Raw genomic sequence first — 23,477 nt, 5'->3', positions numbered from 1 at the left:
GCATGGGTATGTATAAAGACGTGATGGGCACCCTGGTGCGCGTACTCGCCGCCGACAACATCGACAACAGCACCAAGCAGTCCTGGCAAAAGCTGATCGACGCCGATTTGCGTCAGGGCGGCAATGGCAGCTCTCTGTCACCCCGCGACAAGTTCGATTACGACTGCTGCCTGTACGCGCTGTTACACCGCCAGCTTGCTCCGGCTCAGTGGGACGTTCTGGTTGCGAAGTATTCGACCCACAAGGCCAACAAGGTCGCCGCGATCGGACGGTTGGCGTCTCGAATGATTTCGCCGGCACCGGAGTTGTTCATTTACAAGGCGCTCACGGCCTGGGCTATCCCTAAGCTCAAGGGTGTTCAATCGTGCAAACGCTCAACCGACATGATCGTGCTGCCCGCCGAGTTCTACGACATGAATACCTGGGATCTGGCGGGATCCCCTGAGCGGACTCGACGCAACTGGCGCGGCGGAATCCACAAGCGACTTGAGCAGCTGGAAGAGGCTGCGGTGATCCACGCCACCGAGATTTTCGACCGGGAACAAATCTTTGTGGATGCCGCTTGACCATGATGGCCAATTGGCCGTAAATTAACCCCATCATGTCGATCTTGCGCGTTATGAGAGACGACACACGAAGCCCCGCCACTGAGCGGGGCTTTTTCGTTTTCGGGCTTTGCCCAGGCCACGCAGGCCTCTTTTATTGATGGAGCGGCACATGGCTGAGCCGAGCACTGGCGCACTCGCTGTAACTGGTGTGGTCGCCAGCCTTGGCTTGGGTGCAGCGTTCCCCCAGATTGACCTGTCAGCACTTGTCGGAGCATTCGGCGGAGCGTTTCTCTTCGTCGTGGCGGCGGACGCCATGCCAACTTGGCGCCGTATTGGTTACCTCTTCGCCGGCTGGATCGGTGGTTATTTCGGCGCTGCCGAGCTCTTGGGGCTCACCTGGACCAAAACGGCCGGATTCAGTGGGTTCGTCTGTGGCGCAATTTGCGTGGCAGTCGCGACCGGCATTCTTGAGTGGATGCACACAGGCGTGATGCCGCGCTGGCTGCAATGGTTCTTCCGCCTCCGGGCACGGAAGGAGAGTTAAATGGCTGCTGTCATTCAGGCCGCGCTGTGTGCGGTCATCTTTACCATGATCGGGTTGCGCTATAGCCCTTATCCGAACACCCGCTACAAGCTCTCGATCTCACTGATCGCATGGGCTGCATGCGCCGTTACCGGAATGCAGTGTGTGAGCCTGGTGGGCCGCATGGTCCTCGACGGCGAGTTCGCTGATGCGTCGTGGTTCAACACGGCGTTCTATGGCTTGTCGGCCGTTCTGGTCTGGCGTGCTCGGGGCAACGTTGCCCGTATCGTTCAGGTGGATTGATTATGCCCCTCAGGCCCCAAAAGCCATGCACCGCGCTTGGCTGTCGGGCGCTGACACGCAATCCACGCTACTGCGATGAACATGCCGACCTGGCAAAGGCTGCGGCCGCAAAGCGCGTCGATGCTCAGAGAGAGAGCAGCACGCAGCGCGGATACGGGTACAAGTGGCAGAAGGCGAGCAAAGGCTTCCTCACCAAGCATCCGCTGTGCGCAGAGCATGACCGGCGCGGCGAGGTTGTGGCCGCGACTGAGGTTGATCACATCGTCCCGCACAAGGGTGACATGGCCCTGTTCTGGAATCGCAACAACTGGCAGTCGTTGTGCCATAGCTGCCATAGCTCCAAGACTGCGCGTGAGGATGGTGGCTGGGGTAACCCTGCACGGTCTGCACCATAGCAGTGCAATTTAGTAGCTCTACTAAAAAAACCACCAGAAAAGTACTAGCTCAAAAAATCGAGCACCAGAGGGAGGGGGTGGGGGAAAACCTCACAGGTTTTTGCTTCTAGACCGTCCGCCCAACCCTTTTCACACGCCCGCGAAATTAAAAAATCAGGAGTTGCGCGATGGGAGGCACCGCCACGGTCGCCGGCCGTGGTCGCAAACCCAAGCCAACGGCCAAGAAAGCACTGGCCGGTAATCCCGGCAAGCGGGCGCTGAACACGTCCGAGCCGCAGTTTTCAGAAATCACAAAAGACATCGATCCGCCCGAGTGGATGAGCGATATCGCCGCCACTATGTGGAAGATGGTTGTCCCGGAATTGCTCCGCGAACACGTCATCGCCCTGACCGACCTTCACAACGTGGAGGCGTTTTGCACTGCGTACAGCAAGTGGCGCATGGCTGAAGATTCCGTCCAGCAGTTCGGCATCGTTGTCAGTTCCGCCCAGGGCAGCCCGATGAAAAATCCGGCACTGACCGCGGCCAACGAGGCGATGCGCCAGATGGTTACCTTCGGGTCGATGCTCGGCCTTGATCCGTCCAGCCGCTCGCGCCTGATCGGCGGGAACAAGGAAAAACAAACCAATGAATTTGCCCAACTACTGAGATCCTAAATGGCCAAGTCCCCTACGCCGAACGTCGATAGGGCGACGGCTTGGGGGCGCTCGGTTCTGCGTGGGAAAGTGCCAGCGTGCCGGTATGTTCACCAAGCGATCCAGCGGCACTTCGATGACCTGGCTGCCAGTCGCAAGCGCGGTTTTCGCTACAAGTTCGATGCCGCCAAGGCTGAGAAAAAGCTCAAGCTGATCCAGCTGCTTCCCCACACAAAGGGCGAATGGGCGTTCAAACGTCAGCTCATCACCCTTGAGCCCTGGCAGTTGTTCGGCCTTGCCGTCACCTTCGGGTGGGTAAAAAAGAAGGGCGGTCACCGCCGTTTCCGTGAAAGCTACTGGGAAGTACCCCGCAAGAACGGCAAGTCTGTGGTAGCGGGCGGCGTGGGCATCAGCATGTTCGTTGCCGACGGTGAGTTCGGCGCCGAGGTCTACGCCGGCGCTACCACTGAGAAGCAAGCATGGGAGGTTTTCCGGCCTGCCAAACTGATGGTCAGCAAGTCACCGATGCTCATCCAGGCCGCCGGCATCGAGGTCAATGCCTCGAACATGAACATCCCTTCCGACTTCAGCCGGTTTGAGCCGCTGATCGGTAACCCTGGCGACGGCGCCTCACCGAGCTGCGCCATTGTCGACGAATACCACGAACACCCGACCTCCGCTCAGTACGACACCATGCTCACCGGCATGGGCGCCCGCAGGCAGCCGCTGATGTTTATCATCACCACGGCCGGTGCGGATATCGAAGGTCCGTGCTACGACAAGCGTCGGCAAGTGATTGAGATGCTCGAAGGCACGGTGCCAGACGAAGAGCTGTTCGGCTGGATATGGACGCTGGATGAGGGCGATGACTGGACTGATCCGAAGATGCTGGCCAAGGCCAATCCCAATCATGGGGTGTCCGTGTTCCAGGAGTATCTGGAAAGTCAGCAGGCGCGGGCGATTCGCTCAGCAAGGTTCACCAACACATTCAAAACGAAGCATCTTAATCTCTGGGTGAGCGCCAAGGCCGGCTTCTACAACATGGAAAGCTGGAAAGCGTGCGAGGACACGACGCTCACGCTCGAGCAGTTCGAGGGCCAAGAGTGGATTGCCGGCTTCGACCTTGCCCGCAAACTGGATATGAACTCACGCGCCCGATTGTTCTGGCGCTTGATTGACGGGAAGACGCATTACTACAGCGTTGCGCCGAAGTTCTGGGTGCCAGAAGACACTGCGTTCAACAGCGACAATAAGCGCATGTCGGAACGCTTTCAGGCCTGGATCAACTCTCAGCACCTTGATGTCACGGAAGGCGCCGAGATTGATTATCGGGAGATCCTTGAGGACACCAAAGAGGCCAACCATCAGGCGCCTATCCGCGAGTGTCCGATTGATCCTTTTGGTGCTTCCGGTCTGATGCACGACCTTGATGACGAAGGCTTCAGCCCGATCACCATCACGCAGAACTACACGAACATGTCGGATCCCATGAAGGAGCTGGAAGCGGCTATTGAGTCGGGCAGGTTCCATCACGATGGCAACCCGATCATGACGTGGTGTGTCAGTAACGTCATTGGCAAAAACCTGCCAGGCAACAACGATGTGGTTCGGCCCATCAAGCAGGGCGATGACAACAAGATTGACGGCGCGATCGCGCTAATCATGGCGATCGGCCGAGTCATTGTTTTGGCCGGTGATAACAGCGGCAACATCAGCGACTTCTTTTCGAAACCAATCATTGTTGGATAACTGACCATGGATACAGGCCTGATTCTATTTATTGCCGTGGCCGTTGTCGCGTTCTGCCTAATCGCCGCTGGGGTGTTTGTTCTTGCTGGCCTTGGTTGGGCTTTGGTGGCTGGCGGCGTTTCCTTTCTGCTCGCGGCAGGATTCATTCGTAAGGGGTTGACCGGTGGATAGATCCCTCAAGGCAGTTTTGCGCCAGGCGCTGCACAAGTCAGCCGAACCTGGACTGATGAAGTCTTCGCTGGCTGGGTGGGTGGGGCGTCGTATAGGGCTGGGGGATGCTTCGTTCTGGAACGGTTATTACGGCACTGACTCAGCATCCGGCAAAACGGTCAGCCAGCAAACGGCCCTGCAGCTTTCCACTGTCTGGGCTTGTGTTCGATTGATCGCGGAAACCTTGGCAACACTACCGATTGCTCTTTACGAGGATCAAAAGGGAGTTCCGGTAGTGGCGGGCGGGCATCCAGTTCATCGGGTGATTAGCGTTCAGCCCAATGCTGACCAGACACCGGTCGAATTCTGGGAGTGTGTCGTGGCCAGCTTGCTCTTGGCCGGCAACAGTTTCAATGAACCTACCCGGGTCGGACGGGATGTTTCATCCCTTGAATTCTTGCTGCCTCAGTCGGTCTCGCCGCCGCGCCGCCTGAGCGATGGTTCGATCGAATATCGATTTATCGACAGCAACGGGCAATCCCATACTTTGCTCGATGAGCAAATGATGCACACGCGCGGTTTTGGCACCGACCCTCTTTGCGGGCTGAGCCCGCTCTCGATGGGCCGTAACGTATTCGGCGCGGCTATGGCGGCGGACGAGTCGGCCAGCAAGATGTTTGCCAACGGCATGAAGTTGGGCGGCGTTCTTTCTACCGACCAGATTCTGAACAAGGCGCAGCGCGAAGATATTCGTGAGGACATGGCGGCGAAATTCGCGGGCGCGGTCAACACAGGTAAGACAATGGTGCTGGAGGCGGGTATGAAGTATCAGCAGGTGTCGATGACTCCTGAGGATGCTCAGATGCTGCAGACGCGTGCGTTCAATGTTGAGGAAATCTGCCGATGGTTCCGCGTTCCACCATGGATGGTAGGGCACACCTCGAACAGCACCAGTTGGGGTACGGGCATGGAGCAGCAAATGCTCGGCTTCCTCAGCTTCACACTATTGCCATGGATGAAACGCATTGAGCAAAGCATTAACCGCCGCTTGCTTCGGCCGGATGAGCGCCGTCGTTTCTACGCGAAGTTCAATCCGGAAGGCCTGCTTCGCGCCGACAGCGCAGCCCGCGCAGCTTTCTACAGTTCGATGACGCAGAACGGTATCTACACCCGCGACGACTGCCGCATAAAAGAGAACTTGGCTCCCCATGGTGGCAACGCCGCAAAACTCACCGTGCAGTCGAACATGCTGCCGATCGACAAGCTTGGCGAAGGCGCGGGCGATGCACAGCAAGCGAGATCGGCCCTCATTGATTGGCTCAACGACAAGCCAAAAGGTAATTCTGAATGAACCGAAAAGACCAATCGGTGGCGGTGAAGTACCGCTCATTCGACTATGACGTGAAGGCTGTCGGCGACGACGGCCTTTTTTCTGGCTACGGATCAGTGTTCGGCGTCGTCGACAGCTACAACGAGGTTGTGGCGCCTGGGGCTTTCCTCGAATCTATCGCGGATGCCAAGGCTAAAAGCCGGACCTTCCCGGTTTTGTGGCAGCACCGTACCGGCGAGCCGATCGGCAGCTGGGATATCGAGAGCCTGAAAGAAGATGACCGCGGCTTGTTCGGTTCCGGTGACCTCTGGCTGGCAGACGCACCATATGCCCGCATCGCTTTGCGTGGGATGCAGTCGCGCTCCATCACCGGTTTGTCGATCGGGTACTACGTTCGCGATTCCAAGTTCGATGAAAAGACGCGTATTCGAACGCTGACCAAACTCGACCTGGTGGAAATCTCCATCGTCACTGTGCCGGCGAACGACGAGGCGCGTACCGACACTATCAAGTCGAAGCTTGCACATGGCGGCCTGCCTTCGATGCCCGAATTTGAGCTGCTCCTGCGCGAGGCAGGCTTCTCGAAAACTCAGTCTGCGGTGATTGCCAATCGCGGACTGCAGCATTTGCTCCGGAGTGAGTCCGAGGGCGACCTGGCAGCCATCGAAATCGTCGAGGCGCTTAAATCGCGTCCGGCCCTGACTCTTCCATCGTTTTGAGGATCCACCATGCATAACGCAATGAGCAATCAGGCTCGCGCCGAAAACCGTCAAATGCAACGTAAAGAGCACGCCGACGACAAAATTCAACTCAAAGCAGTCAATGATCTGCTCGATGAACGTGATCAAGAAATCAAGGCATTTGCCAGCAAGGCCGCCGCTGAAATCAAAGAGCACGGCACCATTTTGACAGAAACCAAGACCATCCTCGATGGCCTGGTCAAGGATGGGTTGGGCTTGCAAGATCGTCTTCAGGACATTGAGCAGAAGATGGCCCGTCGTTTCTCTGCGAATGACCCGCATGATGGCAAGTCTGTAGGCGAGCAACTTTCCGATTCGGACGACTTCCAGTCCCTGACCGCCAAGGGTCGTGGCATCGCCCGCTTGAACCTCAAGGCGGTCACGAATATCACCAGCGCTACAACCGGTACTGGTGGCGTTGGCGTTGGCATTCAGCCAACCCGAGTTCCTGGGATCATCACTGACCCAGAGCGTCAGTTCACTATTCGCGACCTGATCATGCCCGGTCGCACCGGATCGAACGCGGTTGAGTTCGTGCAGGAGACTGGCTTCCAGAACATGGCCGCCCCGCAGGCTGGTGAAGGCGCAGCTAAGGCGCAGTCTGACTTGTCGTTCGGCCTGGTCACCACCACTGTGAAGACCATTGCCCACTGGTTTCGAGCGTCGAAGCAGGTGTTGTCGGACATCCCGCTCCTGCAGAGCTACATCAACGGACGGGCGATCTATGGTCTGAAGTACAAGGAGGAAGAGCAAATCCTGGCGGGCGATGGTACCGGTCAGAATCTGCTGGGCCTGATCCCGCAAGCCACTGCGTTCAATGAGTCGCTGCGCAAATCCGGCGATACCAAGATCGACACCCTGCGCCGTGCAATCCTCCAAGTTCGCGTTGCTGAATACCGCGCCTCGGCGATTGCTCTGAACCCGGTGGACTGGGCTGATATCGAGCTGACCAAGGACAGCACCGGCTCCTACATCTGGGTAAACGTGCAGGAAGGTGGTGTACAGCGTCTCTGGAAATTGCCGGTGGTGGACAGCAACGCTGTTCCCGAGGGTGAGTTCCTGGTGGGTGCGATGAACATTGCCGCCCAGGTCTTCGACCGTGAAGACGCAGCTGTCGAGGTTTCGACCGAAGACGGCGACAACTTCCGCACCAACATGGTGACCATTCGCGCCGAAGAACGCTTGGCGCTGGCTGTTTACCGTCCCGAGTCGTTCGTGCACGGCGAGTTCGAAGACCCAACTCCGTAAACGCGGTTCATTCCTTTCACTGATCAGGAACGTGCCCGGGCAACCGGGCACGATGTGCCATGCCAGAGATTCAACTGAAAACCAAAAAAGGTTTCCTCAACGGGCATGTTTATGCAAAACGGGGATCCGAGATCACGGCTGATGAGTTTCGAGCGGCTGAGTTGCACCGGCTCGGAATCGTCGAGGACTACGAAGTGAAAGAAGCCGAAAACGCCGAAAACAAAAAAGCCCCGGACCCAGATAACAAGTCCGCGCCCAAGACGAGCACCAAGAAAAAGGCCGAGTAATCATGAGCGTGATCAGCATCGAGCTAGCAATGAAACACCTTCGGGCGGAGTCCGAGGATGTCGAAGACGTTCAGTCGAAGCTTGATAGTGCTGAAAGCGCCGCCCAAAAGTTCTTGCAGCGCCGGTTTTATGTCGACACTGCGGCTTTGAATGCTGCGATCGCAGGCGTCCCGGCTGCGCGCCTTGCTGCACGCACGGCGTACGACTTGGCCGTCACGGCTGCTGAAGCAGTAGAAAACTGGGATGACCGCTGCGCTGCGCTTGCCGATGCAAAGTTCGTGTTTTCTGAGGCGTTGCGAGACTGCACGGCGGTAGCGCGGGGCATGGTCATAAACAAGTCAATTGTTGCGGCCTGCCTGCTTACGCTCGGCCATCTATGGATGAGCCGAGAGGACTCCGTGACAGGGATCAACACGTCCTCGGTGATCGAGCTTCCACACGGATCACGATCGCTACTGCAGCCCGACAGAATCCAGATGGGGGTTTGAATGGCATATCGCGAACCTGGCGCTGGCGAGCTCAACAAGCACATCACGCTGCGTCGCCGAGATGATGCCCCCTCTGCCGACATGGGCTTGGAGGCGCTGTTCTCGGAGCTCAACCCGCGCTGGGCAAAGATTGAGCCTGTCGGTTCGGCCGTCTACACAGACAGCGCCCAGACCGACAACAAGATTACCCACCGGATATTCCTACGCTTTCGAACTGGCATAACGACGGCCTACGAAGTAGTCCATCAGCAAACTCTGTATCGGGTGAAACGTGGCTTTGACATGAACGGCCGTGGCCGATTCGTTGTGCTGGAAGTCGAAGAGCTCGGCCTCATCAATTCAGGTGGAGGCATCTATGACTAACTCAGCCTCGATCGATGGCTACCTTCACGTTGAGGGTTTTGAAAACTTCGCACGGGATGCTTTTGACAAGCGAAAGATCCGAGCCGGGATGCGGAAGGTCGGACTGCTGGTAGCAGGCCGTGCTCAGATGAACCTCGCATTGGGCGGCGGTCAGGACGGCTATCCAACCAGTCGTACAGGGCGAACGGTTGAGTCGATCAACTTCAAGGTTTCCCGGGCCGGATTTTTGGTTCGAATCTCCCCTACCAAAACCTCGGCGATGAAGGACTTTTACCCCGTGTATCTGCACTACGGAGTAAAAAAAGGGCGTCGTCCTGGAAAGCTTGGGCCAGGCCGCCGACGCCGTAAGGGCGAGCGCGCAAATCTGATAGCCGAGCGTGCCGCCGGAGAATGGCGCATCAAGCCACGCGACAACTACATGGCCGACGCTCTGCAGGACTCGGCTTCGCAAGTTCAATCGATCCTCTCGGCCGCATTCGCAAGCGCGCTGGGCTGATATCTGCCCCGGACACCCGCATGAAATTGAACCCTATCGTTGCCCATCTGCGGCTGACGTGCCCGACCTTTGCCGGACGAATTTCGGGTGGCATCGACTGGGATGCTGTCGTCGACAGTGCTCAGCTCGAATTGCCGGCCGCTTATGTGATTGCCACGGCGGACGCGGCCACCCCCAGCAAGGCGCAGAACATGGTCATTCAGGACATCACTGACCAGTTCAATGTGGTGATCGTGCTGAAAACGTCGGATGAGCGCGGCCAAGCCGACAACGATCTGCTGCACGACATCCGCGCTGAGCTCTGGCGTGCTCTTGTTGGATGGATGCCAGGGTCTGAGTACACGCAAATCGAATACGGAAAGGGCGCCTTGCTGCATATCAGCCGGGCGCGGGTGGTTTACCAGTTCACCTTCTTCTCCGAATTCCAGCTAGGCCGCAATCGCTCCGACCAACCACCAGAGACATGGCAGGAGTGGGAGCTCGACGGCTTGCCCGGGTTCACCGGCGCGACCATCAACATGGACTGCATCGATCCAGCAGACCCTAACCTGACACGCCCCGGCCCGGACGGGCGCATTGAAGTCCAATTCACTGGAGACGTAACACCATGACCAAGCGCATCACTGTGGTGCCGGCCACTGGCCGCTCTGTGCCCGATCCGGAGGCTGGCGACCTGTTGCCCGTTGAAGGCCGGGAAGTCCCCGATAACGCCTGGTGGCGTCGCCGCCTGGCTGACGGTGACGTCAGAACCAAAACTGTCGAAGCCCCATCCACCAAAGCCGGCAAAACGGCGCTGATCGAGGAAGGCAAATAATGGCCATCGGATTCAGCAACATCCCCGCCGATATCCGTGTGCCGCTGTTCTATGCGGAGATGGATAGTTCGGCGGCAAACAGCGCGTCGAGCGCGATGCGCCGCCTCATCGTGGCCCAAGTCAATGACGATGCCGAGAGCGAAAGCATCGGCAAGTTGGTGCTAGTGTCCAGCCTCGCGATCGCCAAGAGCATCGCCGGCCAGGGCTCGATGCTCGCCGCAATGTACGAGACCTGGCGCAAGGTCGATCCGATCGGCGAAGTCTGGTGCCTGCCGCTGCAGAACGAAACCGGCGAAACAGCTTCTGCAACCGTCACCATTACCGGTGCCGCTACCGAGGCCGGCCTGCTGAATCTGTACATCGGCGGCGTGCGCGTCCAGTCGGTGGTTGCATCTGCTGCAACCCCGACGATTGCTGCCGCTGCGCTGGCTGTGAAGATCAACGCCACGCCAGACCTGCCCGTCACTGCGGCGGCCGCGGTTGGCGTGGTTACGCTGACCTGTAAATGGACCGGCGAAAGCGGCAACGACATCAGCATTCTGATGAACCGCCTGGGCAAGTCCAACGGTGAATCCACGCCTGCAGGCTTGACCGTGGTCACCACTGCGATGACCGCGGGCGCCGGCGCGCCGGATGTGGTCGATGCGATCGCCGCGCTGGGTGATGAGCCCTTCGAGTTCCTGTGCCAGCCATGGTCGGACACGACCACGCTGAATGCCTGGAAAGACGCGATGGACGACAACACCGGTCGCTGGAGCTGGGCCAAGCAGTTGTTCGGCCATGTGTACACCGCCAAGCGCGGCACCATCGGCACGCTGGTTGCTGCCGGGCAGGTGCGCAACGATCAACACATGACCATTCAGGGCGTCGAGCCCGGGGTGCCTCAACCGGTTTGGGTGGTGGCGGCATCGCTCGCGGCACGCACGGCGGTGTTTATCTCTGCCGATGCCAGCCGTCCAACTCAAAGCGGTAGCATGCCAGGCGTCGATCCAGCACCGGCCAGCGACCGCTTCACCCTGACCGAACGCCAGTCACTGTTGAACTACGGCATTGCCACCGCGTACTACGAAGGCGGTTACGTGCGCATCCAGCGCTCGATCACCACCTACCAGAAGAACGCTTACGGCCAGGCCGACAACTCGTACCTGGACAGCGAAACCATGCACCAGTCGGCGTTCATTGTCCGGCGCATGCAGAGCGTGATCACCAGCAAGTACGGCCGACACAAGTTGGCCAGCGACGGCACCCGCTTCGGCGCCGGTCAGCCTATCGTGACCCCGGCGACCATCCGCGGCGAGCTGATCGCCCAGTACGCCAAGCTCGAGCTGGAAGGTCATGTCGAAAACGCTGATCTGTTCGCCGAGCATCTGGTGGTTGAGCGCGATCTCAACGATCCGAGCCGTGTCAACGTGCTGTTCCCGCCTGACTACATCAACGGCCTGCGCATCTTCGCGCTGCTCAACCAGTTCCGCCTCCAGTACGACGAAGCGGCGTAACGCTCAACTGAACAACCAGCCCGCCCAGTGCGGGCTTTTTCATTCTGGAGACAAAGACCATGGGCGAAAAAGTAGCCGGCACCGCGTACGTCAAAGTAGACGGTGAGCAGCTGACCATCACGGGTGGCGCGGAAGCCCCGTTGATGGAAGTGAAACGCGAGACGATCTATCCCGGCTTCTTCAAGGAAGAAGAGCTCGCGCCTTACCTGAAGATGACCGCGCTGATGCCGCAGGGTTTTCCGATCAAAAAGCTGGCCAACGGCCGCGATATGACGGTGACCTGTGAATTCAACAACGGTCGTGTCTACGTGCTGTCGGGGGCGTTCCTCGTCGATGAGCCTTCCTTCAAGGGCGACGACGGCACACTTGAATTGCAATTCGATGGCGTTAAAGGGAGCTGGCAATGAATAATCTGGTGAAGTTGCAGGTGGCGATCGAGGCTCACGGCGAGCCGCTGACCGAACTGACCATGCGCCGTCCGACGGTGCAGGAAGTGCGGGCCATCAAGGCGCTGCCGTACAAGATCGACAAAAACGAAGAAGTCAGCCTGGACATGGATGTGGCCGCGAAATACATCGCCGTCTGCGCCGGCATCCCGCCGTCGTCGGTCAACCAGCTGGACCTGGCTGACCTGAACTCGCTGAGCTGGGCGGTGGCCAGTTTTTTCATGAGTGCGGCGTCGACTCCATCCACGACCTGATCGCCGTTGCTTATGACCTGGCGTGGTTCTGGAAAACGGATCCGGAACTGATGTTGGCTCGCCCGCTCGACGTGCTCCGCGAATCCATGGAGCACGCGCAACGAATCAATAAACTCCAGCAGGTGCAGTGATGGCGGATAAATTCCAGCTAAAGGCGTTGATCACCGGCGTCGACAAGCTGTCGCCGATGCTGGGCGGCATCCGGAAAAATGTTGCGGGCTTTCGCAAACAGTTGGAAAGCTCTGGGCTCGGCAAGATCAGTTTTCAAGATGTGTTGCAGGGCGGTGCGTTTGCTGCCCCGTTCATTGCTGGTGCCAAGGCCGCGATTGACTTCGAATCATCAATGGCTGATGTGAAAAAGGTGGTCAACTTCGACACGCCGGAACAGTTCCAGCAGATGAGCAAGGATGTACTCGACCTGTCTGAGAAAATGCCGATGGCAGCGACCGGCATTGCCGCCATCGTGGCGGCAGGGGGGCAGGCCGGTTTTGCGCGAGGTGAGTTGAAGCAGTTCGCTGAAGATGCGGTGAAGATGGGGATCGCTTTCGACCAAACGGCCGAGCAGTCAGGCGACATGATGGCGAAGTGGCGAACCTCGTTTAAGCTGACCCAGCCTGAGGTTGTGGCGTTGGCCGACAAGATCAACTATCTGAGCAACACCGGCCCTTCCTCTGCGGCGCAGATAGCCGACATCGTGACCCGTATCGGCCCGCTCGGAAAAATCGCCGGTCTAGCCTCAGGTCAAATTGCCGCTATGGGCGCCACGCTCGCCGGCGTCGGTGTGCCCAGCGAGGTCGCGGCCACCGGCTTGAAGAACTTTATGCTTGCTCTCACCAAAGGCAAGGCAGCTACCAAAGAGCAAACGCAGGCGTTCAAGTCGCTCAGGCTTGATGTCAAGAAGGTGTCTTTGGGCATGCAGAAAGATGCCCAGGGAACCATGCTCGATGTCCTGGAGCGTGTGTCGAAAGTCGCACCGGATAAACAGGCTGGCCTGTTGACGCAGTTATTCGGGTCTGAATCGATTGCTGCAATCGCTCCGCTTCTCACCAACCTCGATCTCCTGAGAAAGAGCTTCGGGGATGTTGGCGTGAGCGGCGATTTCGCAGGGTCCATGACCAAGGAATACACCGAGCGCTCGAAGACGACGGCGAATGCGATGCAGTTGCTGCGCAGCCGGGTTACCCGATTGGGCATTGAGATCGGCAACGTGCTGCTGCCACCACTCAACGACATTATGGCTCTGTTGGGTCCGATCGTAAGTCAGGTCGGCCAGTTCGCCGCTGCGAACCCTGGGTTGGTCAAGGGTGTTCTCGGCGCAGGGCTGGCCTTCGGTGTTCTAAAACTGGGGGTCATGGGCGCCATAGTAGCCATGAAGCTGTTCGACGCCGCGACGAGAATGTCTCCAGTAGGCTTGCTCATTCGCGGACTTGCGTTGGCCGCCGGCTTACTCATTGCCAACTGGCAGAAAGTTTCGCCGTTTTTCTCGGCGCTCTGGAACCTGATTAAGGCTGTTGCCCAGCGCGCACAGATGGCCTGGGACAAGTTCACTCAAACCAATCCTGTTCTCGCCAAAAGCCTGATGGGCGCCGCCGCTGGTTTCCTCGCGATGCGCGTTGCGATGTTGGCGGCAAACGTCGCCGGAAAGATCTTCAGCGTCACCCTTGCGGTTGTGCGCGGGGCGGTTATCGCAGCCACGGTGGCAACTCGGATATTCAACCTTGTGGCGAAAGCCAACCCATTCGTCCTGATCGCCAGCCTGATCGCCATGGCCGCCGGCGCCCTGATTGCGAACTGGGAGCCAGCGCTGCAATGGTTCAAGGATGCCTGGGACAAGATCAGCGGGTGGGTGAAATCGATCATGGGCGCCTTCGGCATGGTTGGAGATGCCGGCGTGGATGGCGCAGTGAACAGCGCGACCAATGCCGTCAACAACCTGACCATGCAGGTGGCACCGGTGCGGGCAGGCAACGGCGACGGCACATTGCTTCGGCCACGACCCGAGGGCGAGCGCTGGTCACCGCAAGGCGATGCACTGGTTCAGAACGCCATGGCAGCCAGTCAGCCAAAGCTGCAGGGCGAGCTGGTGATGCGTTTTGAGAATCCACCACCGGGACTTCAGGTCGACAAGCCACAAACCAATCAGCCGGGGCTGAACATCAAGCCCAATGTAGGCACCCGCACCGTGGGTGTGATGAGGCCATAAATGGATCAGACATGGCGTGATCAAATGCTGCCGGCGTCGTTCCGGGGGATCAGTTTCTTGATCCCTCAGGCTTCGGTGCCGGTCGGAATGAAAGTGCAGTTGCACGAGTTTCCCCAGCGCGACGAGCCCTATGCCGAGCAAATGGGCAAACAGGCGCAGGTTCACCGGCTGGTCTGCTGGATCATCGGTGATGACTGCTTCGAGCGCCGCGATAAATTCATGGAAGCCGTGCAGACCCCTGGTGCTGGTGAGCTGATGCATCCCTGGCTCGGGCGCATGCAGGTCAAGGCCGGTGAAGCCGAACTGACGCACGACTTCAAGCAAGGCGGCATGGCGGCATTCGCGGTGACGTTTTACCCGGACATCCCGCTGAAGTTTCCGACAGCGAAGGTCAATACCCAGCAGCAGGTGGTGAAGGCCTCCGACAGCCTGCTGGATTCCGCGCTGGCTCGGTACAAGTCGGCGATGGCAAAGGTGGATCAGGCCCGTCTGGGGTTGGCCCGCCTGCGCAACAGCCTGTCGAGCGTGTACACAGTCATTCAGCAGCAGTTCTCAACCATCATCGGTGCCTTCACTAACCTGACCGGTTTTGTGCAGTCGTTGATGAACGCGCCAGATTCACTGTCGTCGCTGTTCTCCAGCTACTTCAGCGAGTTTTCGGTCGACGATTACCTGGGTGATGACTCCGGGTCGAGCTACCGGAACTCAGTGGCCACCGCCACGCAGCAAACTGAGGCCGTAGCCAGCATCAATACCGTCAGCGATTCGGGAGGTGTCGATGCGGCGGCGGCATCACAAGCCACTGCCAACCTGGTGCAGGACGCTTTGCTGGTTCAGGTCGCCCTGATCATCAGTGAAATGCCGGTGGCATCTCAGCCGGTTTCGTCGGCCACGGTGTCTTCGGTCGAGCAGCAGGCCGTGCAGCCGATCGTGCGGCCAGAGGTACCGGTGGCTGACGACGTGATCGAACTGCGCGACAACCTCAACGAGGCAATCTTTCAGGCGTCGTTGAAGGCCGATCCCGAGCACTACATAGTGCTCAACACCTTGCGACAGACGATCGTTAAACACCTGACCGCCGTCGCGGAGTCGGGCGTGCGCCTGGTGGAAATCACGCCGCCTGAAACGCTGTCGGCGTTGGTTCTGGCCTACCGTCGCTTCGGCGATGCCACTCGTGAATCCGAAGTGGTCCAGCGCAACCGCCTGCGACACCCCGGGTTCGTCCCAGCCCGCCCGATCAAAATCGCCCAGAGGTAGCCCATGGAAGACGTCAATGCTGTCAGCCTCACGGTTGACGGTCTGGATTACTTCGGCTGGAAATCGGTAGAAATCACGGCAGGGCTTGAGGATCAGGCGCGCTCGTTCACCCTGAACATCACATGGAAGTGGCCAGGCCAGCCATTGCCTTTGCCGATCAAGCAAGGCGCCAAATGCCAGGTAAGGATCGGCGACGACCTCGTGCTGACTGGCTGGGTGTTCGCCACACCGATCAGCTACGACCATCAGCAAATCACCACCAGCGTCAGCGGCCGCTCCCTCACCGCCGATCTGGTGGACTGTGCGGCGATCAATAAGCCGGGGCAGTGGAACAACCAAAGCGTCCTCTCGATCGTCAAGGCGCTGGCGGCGCCTTACGGTGTGCGGGTCCGCAGCGAGATCCCGGAAGGGGCAAAGCTGTCAGACCACACCATCGAGCCCGGCGAAACGGTGTTCGAGTCCATCGACCGCCTGCTGACACTGTTCCGCGTCTTCTCCACCGACGACGCCAAGGGCATGGCCGTCCTGGCCAAGCCCGGCAGTGAGGTTCGGGCGTTCGATGCTCTGGAAGTCGGCAACAACATCCTGACGGGTGATGCCGCGCTGGACTTCTCGGCCGTGTTTTCCGAATACCAGGTGCTCGGCCAGAAGAGCGGTACCGACGACGAGTTCGGCGAGCAGGCGGCCGAAGTGTCGGCGTTGGTGGCGGATCCGCGCGTTGGTCGCAAGCGGGTCATGATCATTCAGGAATCCGGCCAGATGACCAACGAGCTGGCGCAGGCCCGGGCGAACTGGGAGCGCGGCACGCGCATGGGTAAAGCCCTCACCACAAATTACACCGTGCAGGGCTGGCGGCAATCAAACGGCGCGCTGTGGAAGCACAACTCGCTGGTGCGGGTCATTGATCCAATAGTGGGCTTCGATCGCATCATGCTCATCGCCCGCGTGACTTACACGCTCACCGACAGCGGGCAGATCACCAAGTTGGAGGTCGGTCCGCCGGACGGCTTCGAGCCAGAACCTCACGACCCGCACAAAGACCGCAAGTTGAAGAAGGGCGGCAAGGCCGACAACTTCGAATACCTCATCCCCGCAGACTACGAGCCGAAAAAATGAGCCTGAAAAGCATGATGGCGCGCGGCACGGTTGTGCTGGCGGCGGCCGGGAAGATGATGCAGACGCTGCAGGTGAGGCTGACAGCCGGCGAGCTGAAGGACAACGTGGAGCACTTCGAGCCATACGGCCTGACTAGTAATCCGTTGTCGGGCGCCGAGGTTGTGACAATGTTCCTCGGCGGTGATCGGTCTCATGCGGTGGTCGTGGTTGCGTCAGATCGCCGGTACCGGATCAAGGAGCTGAAGCCGGGCGAGGTGGCCATCTACACGGATGAAGGCGACAAGATCCACTTCAAGCGCGGCCGGATCATCGATATCGAAACCGCCACGTTAAACATCAAGGCAACGACCGCGGTAAATTTTGATACGCCGGTCATCAACCAGACCGGGCAGATCGTCTCCACTGGTGACCAAGTCGCCGGCGGCATCAGCCAGATCGAGCACGTCCATACCAATGTCCAGGCGGGCAGCGGCAATAGCGGGCCTCCCGCAGCGGGGGCCTGATGATCTTATCTGATGATCGTGAATCAGCACTGACCCGCGCGGTGCTGATCAGTCTGTTTACCTGGCGACGCGCGCTGACCGATGACCACGTGGACGATGAAGAACTTTTCGGCTGGTGGGGCGACAGTTATCCGGACATCGCCGACGATCGTATTGGTTCGCGCCTGTGGCTGTTACGGCGGGTCAAGCTGACTGACGCCACGCAGCGCGATGCGGAGTTCTACGCGAACGAAGCCCTGCGCTGGCTTCTGGACGACGGGCACGCGATAGCGATCGAGATCACCAGTCAGAAAGCCGACATCAGCCGGCTGAACCTGACGGTCATCCTCACGGTTCCCGGCGGCGACCGCGTCGAAATCAAACCCATCTCTTCCTGGCAGGTGATCTATGCCGTTTGAAACACCTTCACTGCCGGTGCTCATCAGCCGCACGCAAAGCGATCTGGCCAACGAAGCGCTGCGGCGTTCCGATGCGCAGGTGCTGGCACGAACGTTGAGTGGCACTGCCTATGGGCTGTACGGATACCTCAACTGGATTGTTGATCAGATCTTGCCGGATAAGGCCGACGAAGAAACGCTGGAGCGGATCGCTGCACTTCGTTTGAACCAGCCAAGGAAGACGGCTCAGCCTGCAAAGGGGCAGGTATCTTTCAGCGCTGCTGCCGGCGCTGTACTTGATGTCGATGTGGTGTTGCAGGCCGGTGACGGTCGCATGTATCGAGTGACGTCCAGTGTCACAGCAGTCGCCGGCGTGAACGCTGCAACCATTGAAGCAGTGGTTGCTGGGCAATTAGGGAACGCAGACGCTGGACTGGCATTGACTTTGGTGCAACCGGTGGCGGGCGTAACCAATGCGTTCGTCGTCATTGCCCCGGGGCTGTCAGGTGGCGTTGCCCAAGAAAGTGTGGAGTCACTGCGTTCACGTGTGATCCGCTCTTATCGAGTGATCCCGCATGGTGGGAATGCCGATGACTATGAAACATGGGCGCTTGAGGTTCCCGGCATCACGCGGGCTTGGTGCCGTCGTAACTATGTGGGGCCCGGGACCGTTGGATTATTCGTAATGCGAGATAACGATCCCGTACCCATTCCGAACCCTACCCAACTGGCCGAAGTCCTCGCGTACATCGAGCCGCTTCGACCTGTAACGGCAGAACTGCACGTGCTGGCACCCACCAAGAAGCTGGTTCCTTACACAATCCATGTCGTGCCAGATACGTCAACGGTCAGGGCGGCCATCCAGGCTGCGTTGATTGACTTGCATGACCGGGAAGCAGGGCTTGGCGATACCCTTTTGTTGACGCACATCCGAGAAGCGATCAGTGGGGCACCTGGTGAGTTCGACCACAGCCTTCTAACTCCGACCGCCGATGTCACCGCTGTGGCCGGTGAGCTACTTACATTTGGGGGTATCACGTGGGTATAGCGCGAACGGCGGATGAGTATTACCAACAACTCAGAGGGCTACTTCCTGCTGGTCCTGCATGGGATCCCGAAAGAGTTCCAGAAATCGACGCGGTGCTGACGGGCGTATCGGCCGAGTTTGCGCGCCTCGATGCGCGGGCTGTAGATCTCTTGAATGAGGTAGATCCGGGCGGCGTAAGTGAGCTGGTCCCTGACTGGGAGGCTGTGATGGGACTCCCGGATGCCTGCCTTGGCCTGAATCCGGCTTTCGAGGATCGCAGACTCGCGGTTCGCCGCAGACTCGTGGAGGTAGGCGGGCAGAGCAGGGCCTTCTTCATTGAGATCGCCGTGGGGCTGGGGTACTCCAACCCAACAATCACGGAGCGCCGAGCACCACGTTTCGGCCAGTCTCGTTTTGGGGCAGCGAACTTTGGGACATGGAGCGCTCAGTTTATGTGGATTCTCAATACGGGGCCTCGGCTAAAGCTCGGGCGACGGTTCGGCGCAAGCTTCTGGGGCAGTCGCTTCGGATCAAACTCAAGTGGTGCTTTGGAGTGTGTGATTCACCGGGCGGCGCCTGCGCACACATTGGAATTTATCAAGTATGGGGAGAGCTAATAGATGGACTATCCGAAAAGCGTACCGAACGTCGGTTTGGTCGGAGGCAAGTTTGTTGATGAAAACCTTGCAACTGGCGCCGCGGGCTCGTTGATTCCTGCCGCATGGGGTAACGCGGTCACGACCGAAATTTTGAATGTGATTGCGGCAGGTGGCTTGGCAGCGGCAGAGGCTGATCTGAGCCAGCTGCTCCAGGCGATCCGAACAATTCGGCAAACAAATCTGACGACGCCGCCACAATTCGACAACGGCAAGAATGCGGCGACAACAGAGTTTGTGCAGAGAGCTCTAGGAAATTTTGCATATAGTCAGGTTCTAAGTAGTTCTACGGTTTTGAATGCTGGCTATGCGGGCCAAAATATTTGGCTGGCAGGTACTAGTAATTACACTATTACTTTGCCGTCAGTGTCCACTCTGACAACTGGTGCGGTTCTTTATCTTTGGTCCAGCAATCCTGGCACTGTAACTATTAATCGTGCTGGTACTGACAATATTTTAGTTAAAAGCACCTCTGTTACAACCTTCACCATTGGCGAAGGGGATAGTTTGTATCTTGTCGCCAATCCAGCAATCGGATGGATCGCGTTTGGCGGCACAAGGCAACTCGCATATTCGAGTGTCTTTTCGTCTTCGAGCAGTCCAAGCGGGTTTCAGCGGCTCCCAGGAGGGCTGATTGAGTGTCGGGGTACATTCACTTCAAGCTCGACCGCGGGGGGGCCGACGTCTGTTACATTTCCATATGCATTTACGACACTTCATTCGCTTGTGATTACGCCAAATAGTGCATCCACAACATCCGTTTCTGCCTGGTTTGACTCAGGGTCAGGGTCTGGGTTTAACGGGCACTGCAATCTTTCAAGTACGGTTTGCAATTATATAGCGAAGGGGGTTTAAGATGTTTGCGCTGTGGAATGACGTTGATGAAAGATTCTTTTTTTCACTTGATGACAATGGTGGAGTGAAAATTTCTGAAGAAGAACACGATGGGCTGATGTCTGGTCAGGCTATTGGATACCGGATTATTCAAGGCGCGGACGGTGTGCCGGTTCTTTCTTCAGATGTCGGTTGATTTGTACATAAGAAAAATGATCGGAGGGCATATGCCAATCACCGAAAAACAATTAATGCTGATTCTTCCGAGAGCCGGCCAAAGAGCCGGCTTTTTTGTGCCAGTTCTAAATACGGCAATGCAGCGGTACCAAATCATCGGAAGCAAGCGCGGCGCCGCGTTCATCGCGCAGACCGGTCACGAGTCCGGTCAGTTGCGGTGGGTTCGTGAGATCTGGGGGCCTACCGATGCTCAGCGCGGGTACGAGGGCCGCAAGGACCTGGGCAACATCGTGGCGGGTGATGGCAGGAAGTTCTGCGGCCGGGGACTGATCCAAATCACCGGCCGGGCGAACTATGCAGCCTGCGGCGAGGCATTGGGCCTGGACCTGATCAACCATCCGGAGCTGCTGGAGCTGCCGCAGCATGCGGCGATGTCGGCAGCCTGGTGGTGGGCCACGCACGGTCTGAACACGTTGGCCGACGCCGGCGACAACGCGAATATCGGCAGCATTATCAACACCGGCCGGCGCGGTCGAACTCCGAATGGTGCCGCTGAGCGTCAAGCTTTCTATGAGAAAGCATTGCAGGTGCTGGAATGAGCATCTGGCTGCGAATCCTTCCTTATGTTGGGGCAGTGCTGCTTTTCGTTGGTTTGCTGTTCGGCGCTTATCACCATGGCGTGAGTGTCACCGACGACAAGTGGCAGGCTCAGTGGGCTGAGCGTGACACCCGCGACGAGGCAGCCCGGGCCGCAAACGAGTCTGCCGCAAGGGTGCGCGAGCAGTCCTATCAACACGCAATCGACAAGGCGGTACAAGATGGGCAACGCACGATTGATCAACTCACTGCTGACGCTGCTGCTGAGCGTGCTTCTCGTAACGGGGTGCAGCTCGAAGCCGACAAGCTTGCCGCTCGACTCGCAGCCAGTCAGGACGGCGTTAATTCCTGCACTGCCGCCTCAAGCGCAGCAGCTTCCCGTGCCGTCTTGGTGCTTGCCGACGTGCTCAAGCGCGCTGATGAAAGAGCGGGCGATTTGGCAGGATATGCTGACCAAAGCCACGCCCGCGGATTGACATGCGAGCGGTCATTTTCAGCGATTTCTCAGTAGGTTGAAAATTATGAGCATGGTATAAGCGCCAAACTTTTTAAGGGAATAGACATGATGGGCGCGAAAAGATGTTGAATCAGATACAAGAAAGCCGATATGAATCGCTTGATGGTTTGCGAGGGATCGCCGCCCTGGTGGTGGTTTTCGCCCACGCCATGCTTATGCAGCCTTTTTTCTGGGCGCTTCACTACGGCCCGCATGATGGGCAGCGAAGCCAAATAGAAACGCTGATTGCCGACTCGCCTATTCGCCTTCTGTGGGGTGGTGATAATGCGGTAATCCTATTCTTCGTTCTCAGTGGGTTTGTGCTGACATTGCCGTGGACAAATGGTCGACAGCTTTCGTATGGCAGCTATCTGATTTCCCGATTTTGCCGGATATATCTGCCATACCTCGCAGCGATGATTATTTCGCTGATCTTGGCTGTTACGATCGGCGGCGCAAAGATTCCTGGCGCCAGCGAGTGGGTAAACCTCTACGCCTGGGCCAACAACTATTATTGGCTGGATATCCCGAGCATGCTGCTTATGCTGGGGAATGACTTCAGCACCTGGATCAACAACCCGACGTGGTCACTGGTTTGGGAGATGCGAGTTTCCCTTCTGTTTCCGCTACTGGTTTTCCCGGTAATACGCTGGAGAATGGCTGGTGTTGTCGCTGTTGCTGCTGGCTTATGGGTGGCGCTGGCTGTCAGTCAAGCTGTTGCCGCAGCCAATCCATCAGAAGCCGCTATGCTCGGCCGTCCGCACCTCACCTTTTATTACGCGGCCTTTTTCCTGATGGGCGCTGTCCTAGCCTACTACCGAGATGTGTTGATCCGCCTGTCATCACTGGGCGGTGGTGATGTGTCGGTGCTTATGATAATCGTAGGTCTGTGGATTTGGTTCACCAACTGGGCAGCTCAGGCTGAGCTGATGAAAGGTGTAGGCGCGGCGCTGATTATTGTCGCGTCGGTTTCTGCAGGTTTGCCGCGCCAGTTCCTGACAACTGCTCCGGTTCAGTGGCTTGGTCGTGTTTCCTACAGTCTCTACCTGGTGCACGTTCCGATTTTGCTGGTGGCAGAGTATTCGCTGTTTCAATATCTGCCACACAGCACGATTGCGCTGATTGCGATACCGGCGGCGCTAGTGATCGCCGAATTGTTCTATCGCGCTGTTGAGGGGCCTACTCATCGCTTCGGTCGATATCTGGTTAAAAGACAGAGAATCCGCGCAGCAGAACAAAAAACAGCTACCGATATCGCATGACGGACGGCTTGCGTGAAGGCGATCAGCTCTCGCGCTCCTGCGCCTCCCTTAGTAGGCGCTGATTCTCCTGGAATAGGTGCGTGTTCTGATACTTGATGTCATTGAGCACGCGAAGCTGGCTCGAAAGCACGGTAGTTTGAGACTGAAGGCGATTCACATTGGCCTGGGCTGCCAGCAATTGCTTCCGGAATGTGTCGCGGTCGTTTCCGATTTCAGTGTTCATCTCAACTAGCTTAAATATCTGTTCCCTGGCCTGGCGCAGCTGCAGGTTCAATTCCTCAAACTCATTTTCATAGAGCGCGAGCTGCTGCCGGCAGGTTTCGAGCGGCGTCGGGCAGCCGAGCCAGTCGTCGGTGTCTTCTATATAGAGGGGATCCACGGGTGCGCCTTACTTGATACTGTTTAGATATACAGTAATCGAGGCGTGCCGGGTGGGCGAGGGTGAGGCGACGAGCTGTAGGATTTTGGATTGGTGTTCGGTCGGCAGGACGCCGGTGATGGGTGCGCAAAACCTCCCTTGGAGGCCGCGTGTTTTCGTTTGCATAAGCACAAAAAAATTGATGTTTTGCAATCGTAGTTACGGGCTATATTCCTTTAATATCAATAGGTTGCGATTCTTCACTCCCCAGCATGGGGTGCTAGGGGTCGAGTGTTCGAATCACTCCGTCCCGACCATATATTTCAATGACTTAGGCCAATGTTGATGA

The 23,477-nt window shown here is 58.0% G+C and carries 31 protein-coding genes; 30 read left to right on the top strand and 1 reads right to left on the bottom strand.

Going from position 1 to position 23,477, the window contains the following annotated elements; translation table 11 throughout:
- Positions 1-2: 2 nt before the first annotated feature.
- The 30 genes from ACTJKS_RS14970 (at position 3) to ACTJKS_RS14825 (ending at position 22,770) form a co-directional block, all read left to right on the top strand.
- The gene (locus ACTJKS_RS14970) at positions 3-566 is read left to right on the top strand and encodes a hypothetical protein (RefSeq protein WP_440828866.1); all 564 of its coding nucleotides are present in this window, start codon (positions 3-5) and stop codon (positions 564-566) included.
- 151 nt (positions 567-717) lie between these two features.
- On the top strand, positions 718-1,092 hold the full coding sequence (locus ACTJKS_RS14965; protein WP_122507141.1) for a putative holin: 375 nt from the start codon (positions 718-720) through the stop codon (positions 1,090-1,092).
- On the top strand, positions 1,093-1,374 hold the full coding sequence (locus ACTJKS_RS14960) for a phage holin family protein (protein ID WP_440828865.1): 282 nt from the start codon (positions 1,093-1,095) through the stop codon (positions 1,372-1,374).
- Between the two features lie 2 nt (positions 1,375-1,376).
- Entirely contained in the window at positions 1,377-1,769 is a 393-nt protein-coding gene (locus ACTJKS_RS14955) for an HNH endonuclease signature motif containing protein (RefSeq protein ID WP_440828864.1), read from the top strand.
- Positions 1,770-1,936: 167 nt separating this feature from the next.
- Positions 1,937-2,425, top strand: coding sequence for a phage terminase small subunit P27 family (locus ACTJKS_RS14950; RefSeq protein ID WP_426618283.1), 489 nt, complete (start codon positions 1,937-1,939; stop codon positions 2,423-2,425).
- Complete coding sequence (locus ACTJKS_RS14945) at positions 2,426-4,153, top strand: terminase large subunit (protein ID WP_440828863.1); 1,728 nt, start codon at positions 2,426-2,428, stop codon at positions 4,151-4,153.
- Positions 4,154-4,379: 226 nt separating this feature from the next.
- A complete protein-coding gene (locus tag ACTJKS_RS14940; protein ID WP_440828890.1) occupies positions 4,380-5,654 on the top strand; it encodes a phage portal protein in 1,275 nt (424 codons plus the stop codon).
- Positions 5,651-6,352 (top strand): HK97 family phage prohead protease, encoded by a 702-nt coding sequence (locus ACTJKS_RS14935; RefSeq protein ID WP_440828862.1) that lies wholly within the window; start codon positions 5,651-5,653, stop codon positions 6,350-6,352. The genes ACTJKS_RS14940 and ACTJKS_RS14935 overlap by 4 nt, the downstream gene beginning before the upstream one ends.
- A 9-nt stretch (positions 6,353-6,361) precedes the next feature.
- Entirely contained in the window at positions 6,362-7,621 is a 1,260-nt protein-coding gene (locus ACTJKS_RS14930) for a phage major capsid protein (RefSeq protein WP_440828861.1), read from the top strand.
- Positions 7,622-7,680: 59 nt separating this feature from the next.
- Positions 7,681-7,908 carry a hypothetical protein gene (locus ACTJKS_RS14925; protein WP_440828860.1) on the top strand — a complete coding sequence of 76 codons (228 nt, stop codon included), beginning with the start codon at positions 7,681-7,683 and terminating at the stop codon, positions 7,906-7,908.
- 2 nt (positions 7,909-7,910) lie between these two features.
- Positions 7,911-8,396 (top strand): head-tail connector protein, encoded by a 486-nt coding sequence (locus ACTJKS_RS14920; protein WP_440828859.1) that lies wholly within the window; start codon positions 7,911-7,913, stop codon positions 8,394-8,396.
- A complete protein-coding gene (locus ACTJKS_RS14915; RefSeq protein WP_440828858.1) occupies positions 8,397-8,759 on the top strand; it encodes a phage head closure protein in 363 nt (120 codons plus the stop codon).
- On the top strand, positions 8,752-9,255 hold the full coding sequence (locus ACTJKS_RS14910; protein WP_440828857.1) for a hypothetical protein: 504 nt from the start codon (positions 8,752-8,754) through the stop codon (positions 9,253-9,255). The genes ACTJKS_RS14915 and ACTJKS_RS14910 overlap by 8 nt, the downstream gene beginning before the upstream one ends.
- A gap of 20 nt (positions 9,256-9,275) precedes the next feature.
- The gene (locus tag ACTJKS_RS14905) at positions 9,276-9,866 is read left to right on the top strand and encodes a phage tail terminator protein (RefSeq protein ID WP_440828856.1); all 591 of its coding nucleotides are present in this window, start codon (positions 9,276-9,278) and stop codon (positions 9,864-9,866) included.
- Positions 9,863-10,069 (top strand): DUF2635 domain-containing protein, encoded by a 207-nt coding sequence (locus ACTJKS_RS14900; protein WP_440828855.1) that lies wholly within the window; start codon positions 9,863-9,865, stop codon positions 10,067-10,069. Before ACTJKS_RS14905 ends, ACTJKS_RS14900 begins: the two co-directional genes overlap by 4 nt.
- Positions 10,069-11,565 (top strand): phage tail sheath subtilisin-like domain-containing protein, encoded by a 1,497-nt coding sequence (locus ACTJKS_RS14895; protein WP_440828854.1) that lies wholly within the window; start codon positions 10,069-10,071, stop codon positions 11,563-11,565. The genes ACTJKS_RS14900 and ACTJKS_RS14895 overlap by 1 nt, the downstream gene beginning before the upstream one ends.
- 59 nt (positions 11,566-11,624) lie before the next feature.
- Positions 11,625-11,972 carry a phage tail tube protein gene (locus ACTJKS_RS14890; RefSeq protein WP_150705655.1) on the top strand — a complete coding sequence of 116 codons (348 nt, stop codon included), beginning with the start codon at positions 11,625-11,627 and terminating at the stop codon, positions 11,970-11,972.
- On the top strand, positions 11,969-12,265 hold the full coding sequence (locus ACTJKS_RS14885) for a phage tail assembly protein (RefSeq protein WP_440828853.1): 297 nt from the start codon (positions 11,969-11,971) through the stop codon (positions 12,263-12,265). Before ACTJKS_RS14890 ends, ACTJKS_RS14885 begins: the two co-directional genes overlap by 4 nt.
- A 130-nt stretch (positions 12,266-12,395) precedes the next feature.
- A complete protein-coding gene (locus tag ACTJKS_RS14880) occupies positions 12,396-14,468 on the top strand; it encodes a phage tail tape measure protein (protein WP_440828852.1) in 2,073 nt (690 codons plus the stop codon).
- A gap of 24 nt (positions 14,469-14,492) precedes the next feature.
- A complete protein-coding gene (locus ACTJKS_RS14875; protein ID WP_440828851.1) occupies positions 14,493-15,725 on the top strand; it encodes a DNA circularization protein in 1,233 nt (410 codons plus the stop codon).
- Positions 15,726-15,728: 3 nt separating this feature from the next.
- Complete coding sequence (locus ACTJKS_RS14870) at positions 15,729-16,841, top strand: phage baseplate assembly protein (protein WP_440828850.1); 1,113 nt, start codon at positions 15,729-15,731, stop codon at positions 16,839-16,841.
- Positions 16,838-17,344: a phage baseplate assembly protein V gene (locus ACTJKS_RS14865; protein ID WP_440828849.1), complete on the top strand. Its 507-nt coding sequence runs from the start codon at positions 16,838-16,840 to the stop codon at positions 17,342-17,344. The genes ACTJKS_RS14870 and ACTJKS_RS14865 overlap by 4 nt, the downstream gene beginning before the upstream one ends.
- A complete protein-coding gene (locus ACTJKS_RS14860) occupies positions 17,344-17,742 on the top strand; it encodes a phage GP46 family protein (protein WP_440828848.1) in 399 nt (132 codons plus the stop codon). The genes ACTJKS_RS14865 and ACTJKS_RS14860 overlap by 1 nt, the downstream gene beginning before the upstream one ends.
- Positions 17,732-18,769: a baseplate J/gp47 family protein gene (locus tag ACTJKS_RS14855; protein ID WP_440828847.1), complete on the top strand. Its 1,038-nt coding sequence runs from the start codon at positions 17,732-17,734 to the stop codon at positions 18,767-18,769. Before ACTJKS_RS14860 ends, ACTJKS_RS14855 begins: the two co-directional genes overlap by 11 nt.
- The gene (locus ACTJKS_RS14850; RefSeq protein WP_440828846.1) at positions 18,760-19,365 is read left to right on the top strand and encodes a YmfQ family protein; all 606 of its coding nucleotides are present in this window, start codon (positions 18,760-18,762) and stop codon (positions 19,363-19,365) included. The genes ACTJKS_RS14855 and ACTJKS_RS14850 overlap by 10 nt, the downstream gene beginning before the upstream one ends.
- Before the next feature lie 3 nt (positions 19,366-19,368).
- Entirely contained in the window at positions 19,369-20,259 is an 891-nt protein-coding gene (locus ACTJKS_RS14845) for a gp53-like domain-containing protein (protein WP_440828845.1), read from the top strand.
- A gap of 1 nt (position 20,260) precedes the next feature.
- The gene (locus ACTJKS_RS14840; RefSeq protein WP_440828844.1) at positions 20,261-20,434 is read left to right on the top strand and encodes a hypothetical protein; all 174 of its coding nucleotides are present in this window, start codon (positions 20,261-20,263) and stop codon (positions 20,432-20,434) included.
- Positions 20,435-20,465: 31 nt separating this feature from the next.
- On the top strand, positions 20,466-21,014 hold the full coding sequence (locus tag ACTJKS_RS14835; RefSeq protein WP_440828843.1) for a glycoside hydrolase family 19 protein: 549 nt from the start codon (positions 20,466-20,468) through the stop codon (positions 21,012-21,014).
- Positions 21,011-21,523 (top strand): DUF2514 family protein, encoded by a 513-nt coding sequence (locus ACTJKS_RS14830; RefSeq protein WP_440828842.1) that lies wholly within the window; start codon positions 21,011-21,013, stop codon positions 21,521-21,523. Before ACTJKS_RS14835 ends, ACTJKS_RS14830 begins: the two co-directional genes overlap by 4 nt.
- 68 nt (positions 21,524-21,591) lie before the next feature.
- Positions 21,592-22,770 carry an acyltransferase family protein gene (locus ACTJKS_RS14825; protein ID WP_440828841.1) on the top strand — a complete coding sequence of 393 codons (1,179 nt, stop codon included), beginning with the start codon at positions 21,592-21,594 and terminating at the stop codon, positions 22,768-22,770.
- A gap of 22 nt (positions 22,771-22,792) precedes the next feature.
- Here the strand turns inward: ACTJKS_RS14825 and ACTJKS_RS14820 are convergent, their stop codons facing one another.
- Positions 22,793-23,149: a hypothetical protein gene (locus ACTJKS_RS14820; RefSeq protein WP_440828840.1), complete on the bottom strand. Its 357-nt coding sequence runs from the start codon at positions 23,147-23,149 to the stop codon at positions 22,793-22,795.
- Positions 23,150-23,477 lie beyond the last annotated feature (328 nt).

This window comes from Pseudomonas sp. 22189 (assembly GCF_052045635.1).
Lineage (GTDB): Bacteria > Pseudomonadota > Gammaproteobacteria > Pseudomonadales > Pseudomonadaceae > Aquipseudomonas > Aquipseudomonas parakoreensis.
This window is presented reverse-complemented; position numbering and strand designations above follow the sequence as displayed.

Bases quoted from the DNA above. Each gene is read 5' to 3' on its own strand.
- ACTJKS_RS14970 (WP_440828866.1), top strand. From the start codon at position 3: ATGGGTATGTATAAAGACGTGATGGGCACCCTGGTGCGCGTACTCGCC.
- ACTJKS_RS14965 (WP_122507141.1), top strand. From the start codon at position 718: ATGGCTGAGCCGAGCACTGGCGCACTCGCTGTAACTGGTGTGGTCGCC.
- ACTJKS_RS14960 (WP_440828865.1), top strand. From the start codon at position 1,093: ATGGCTGCTGTCATTCAGGCCGCGCTGTGTGCGGTCATCTTTACCATG.
- ACTJKS_RS14955 (WP_440828864.1), top strand. From the start codon at position 1,377: ATGCCCCTCAGGCCCCAAAAGCCATGCACCGCGCTTGGCTGTCGGGCG.
- ACTJKS_RS14950 (WP_426618283.1), top strand. From the start codon at position 1,937: ATGGGAGGCACCGCCACGGTCGCCGGCCGTGGTCGCAAACCCAAGCCA.
- ACTJKS_RS14945 (WP_440828863.1), top strand. From the start codon at position 2,426: ATGGCCAAGTCCCCTACGCCGAACGTCGATAGGGCGACGGCTTGGGGG.
- ACTJKS_RS14940 (WP_440828890.1), top strand. From the start codon at position 4,380: ATGAAGTCTTCGCTGGCTGGGTGGGTGGGGCGTCGTATAGGGCTGGGG.
- ACTJKS_RS14935 (WP_440828862.1), top strand. From the start codon at position 5,651: ATGAACCGAAAAGACCAATCGGTGGCGGTGAAGTACCGCTCATTCGAC.
- ACTJKS_RS14930 (WP_440828861.1), top strand. From the start codon at position 6,362: ATGCATAACGCAATGAGCAATCAGGCTCGCGCCGAAAACCGTCAAATG.
- ACTJKS_RS14925 (WP_440828860.1), top strand. From the start codon at position 7,681: ATGCCAGAGATTCAACTGAAAACCAAAAAAGGTTTCCTCAACGGGCAT.
- ACTJKS_RS14920 (WP_440828859.1), top strand. From the start codon at position 7,911: ATGAGCGTGATCAGCATCGAGCTAGCAATGAAACACCTTCGGGCGGAG.
- ACTJKS_RS14915 (WP_440828858.1), top strand. From the start codon at position 8,397: ATGGCATATCGCGAACCTGGCGCTGGCGAGCTCAACAAGCACATCACG.
- ACTJKS_RS14910 (WP_440828857.1), top strand. From the start codon at position 8,752: ATGACTAACTCAGCCTCGATCGATGGCTACCTTCACGTTGAGGGTTTT.
- ACTJKS_RS14905 (WP_440828856.1), top strand. From the start codon at position 9,276: ATGAAATTGAACCCTATCGTTGCCCATCTGCGGCTGACGTGCCCGACC.
- ACTJKS_RS14900 (WP_440828855.1), top strand. From the start codon at position 9,863: ATGACCAAGCGCATCACTGTGGTGCCGGCCACTGGCCGCTCTGTGCCC.
- ACTJKS_RS14895 (WP_440828854.1), top strand. From the start codon at position 10,069: ATGGCCATCGGATTCAGCAACATCCCCGCCGATATCCGTGTGCCGCTG.
- ACTJKS_RS14890 (WP_150705655.1), top strand. From the start codon at position 11,625: ATGGGCGAAAAAGTAGCCGGCACCGCGTACGTCAAAGTAGACGGTGAG.
- ACTJKS_RS14885 (WP_440828853.1), top strand. From the start codon at position 11,969: ATGAATAATCTGGTGAAGTTGCAGGTGGCGATCGAGGCTCACGGCGAG.
- ACTJKS_RS14880 (WP_440828852.1), top strand. From the start codon at position 12,396: ATGGCGGATAAATTCCAGCTAAAGGCGTTGATCACCGGCGTCGACAAG.
- ACTJKS_RS14875 (WP_440828851.1), top strand. From the start codon at position 14,493: ATGCTGCCGGCGTCGTTCCGGGGGATCAGTTTCTTGATCCCTCAGGCT.
- ACTJKS_RS14870 (WP_440828850.1), top strand. From the start codon at position 15,729: ATGGAAGACGTCAATGCTGTCAGCCTCACGGTTGACGGTCTGGATTAC.
- ACTJKS_RS14865 (WP_440828849.1), top strand. From the start codon at position 16,838: ATGAGCCTGAAAAGCATGATGGCGCGCGGCACGGTTGTGCTGGCGGCG.
- ACTJKS_RS14860 (WP_440828848.1), top strand. From the start codon at position 17,344: ATGATCTTATCTGATGATCGTGAATCAGCACTGACCCGCGCGGTGCTG.
- ACTJKS_RS14855 (WP_440828847.1), top strand. From the start codon at position 17,732: ATGCCGTTTGAAACACCTTCACTGCCGGTGCTCATCAGCCGCACGCAA.
- ACTJKS_RS14845 (WP_440828845.1), top strand. From the start codon at position 19,369: ATGGACTATCCGAAAAGCGTACCGAACGTCGGTTTGGTCGGAGGCAAG.
- ACTJKS_RS14840 (WP_440828844.1), top strand. From the start codon at position 20,261: ATGTTTGCGCTGTGGAATGACGTTGATGAAAGATTCTTTTTTTCACTT.
- ACTJKS_RS14835 (WP_440828843.1), top strand. From the start codon at position 20,466: ATGCCAATCACCGAAAAACAATTAATGCTGATTCTTCCGAGAGCCGGC.
- ACTJKS_RS14830 (WP_440828842.1), top strand. From the start codon at position 21,011: ATGAGCATCTGGCTGCGAATCCTTCCTTATGTTGGGGCAGTGCTGCTT.
- ACTJKS_RS14825 (WP_440828841.1), top strand. From the start codon at position 21,592: ATGTTGAATCAGATACAAGAAAGCCGATATGAATCGCTTGATGGTTTG.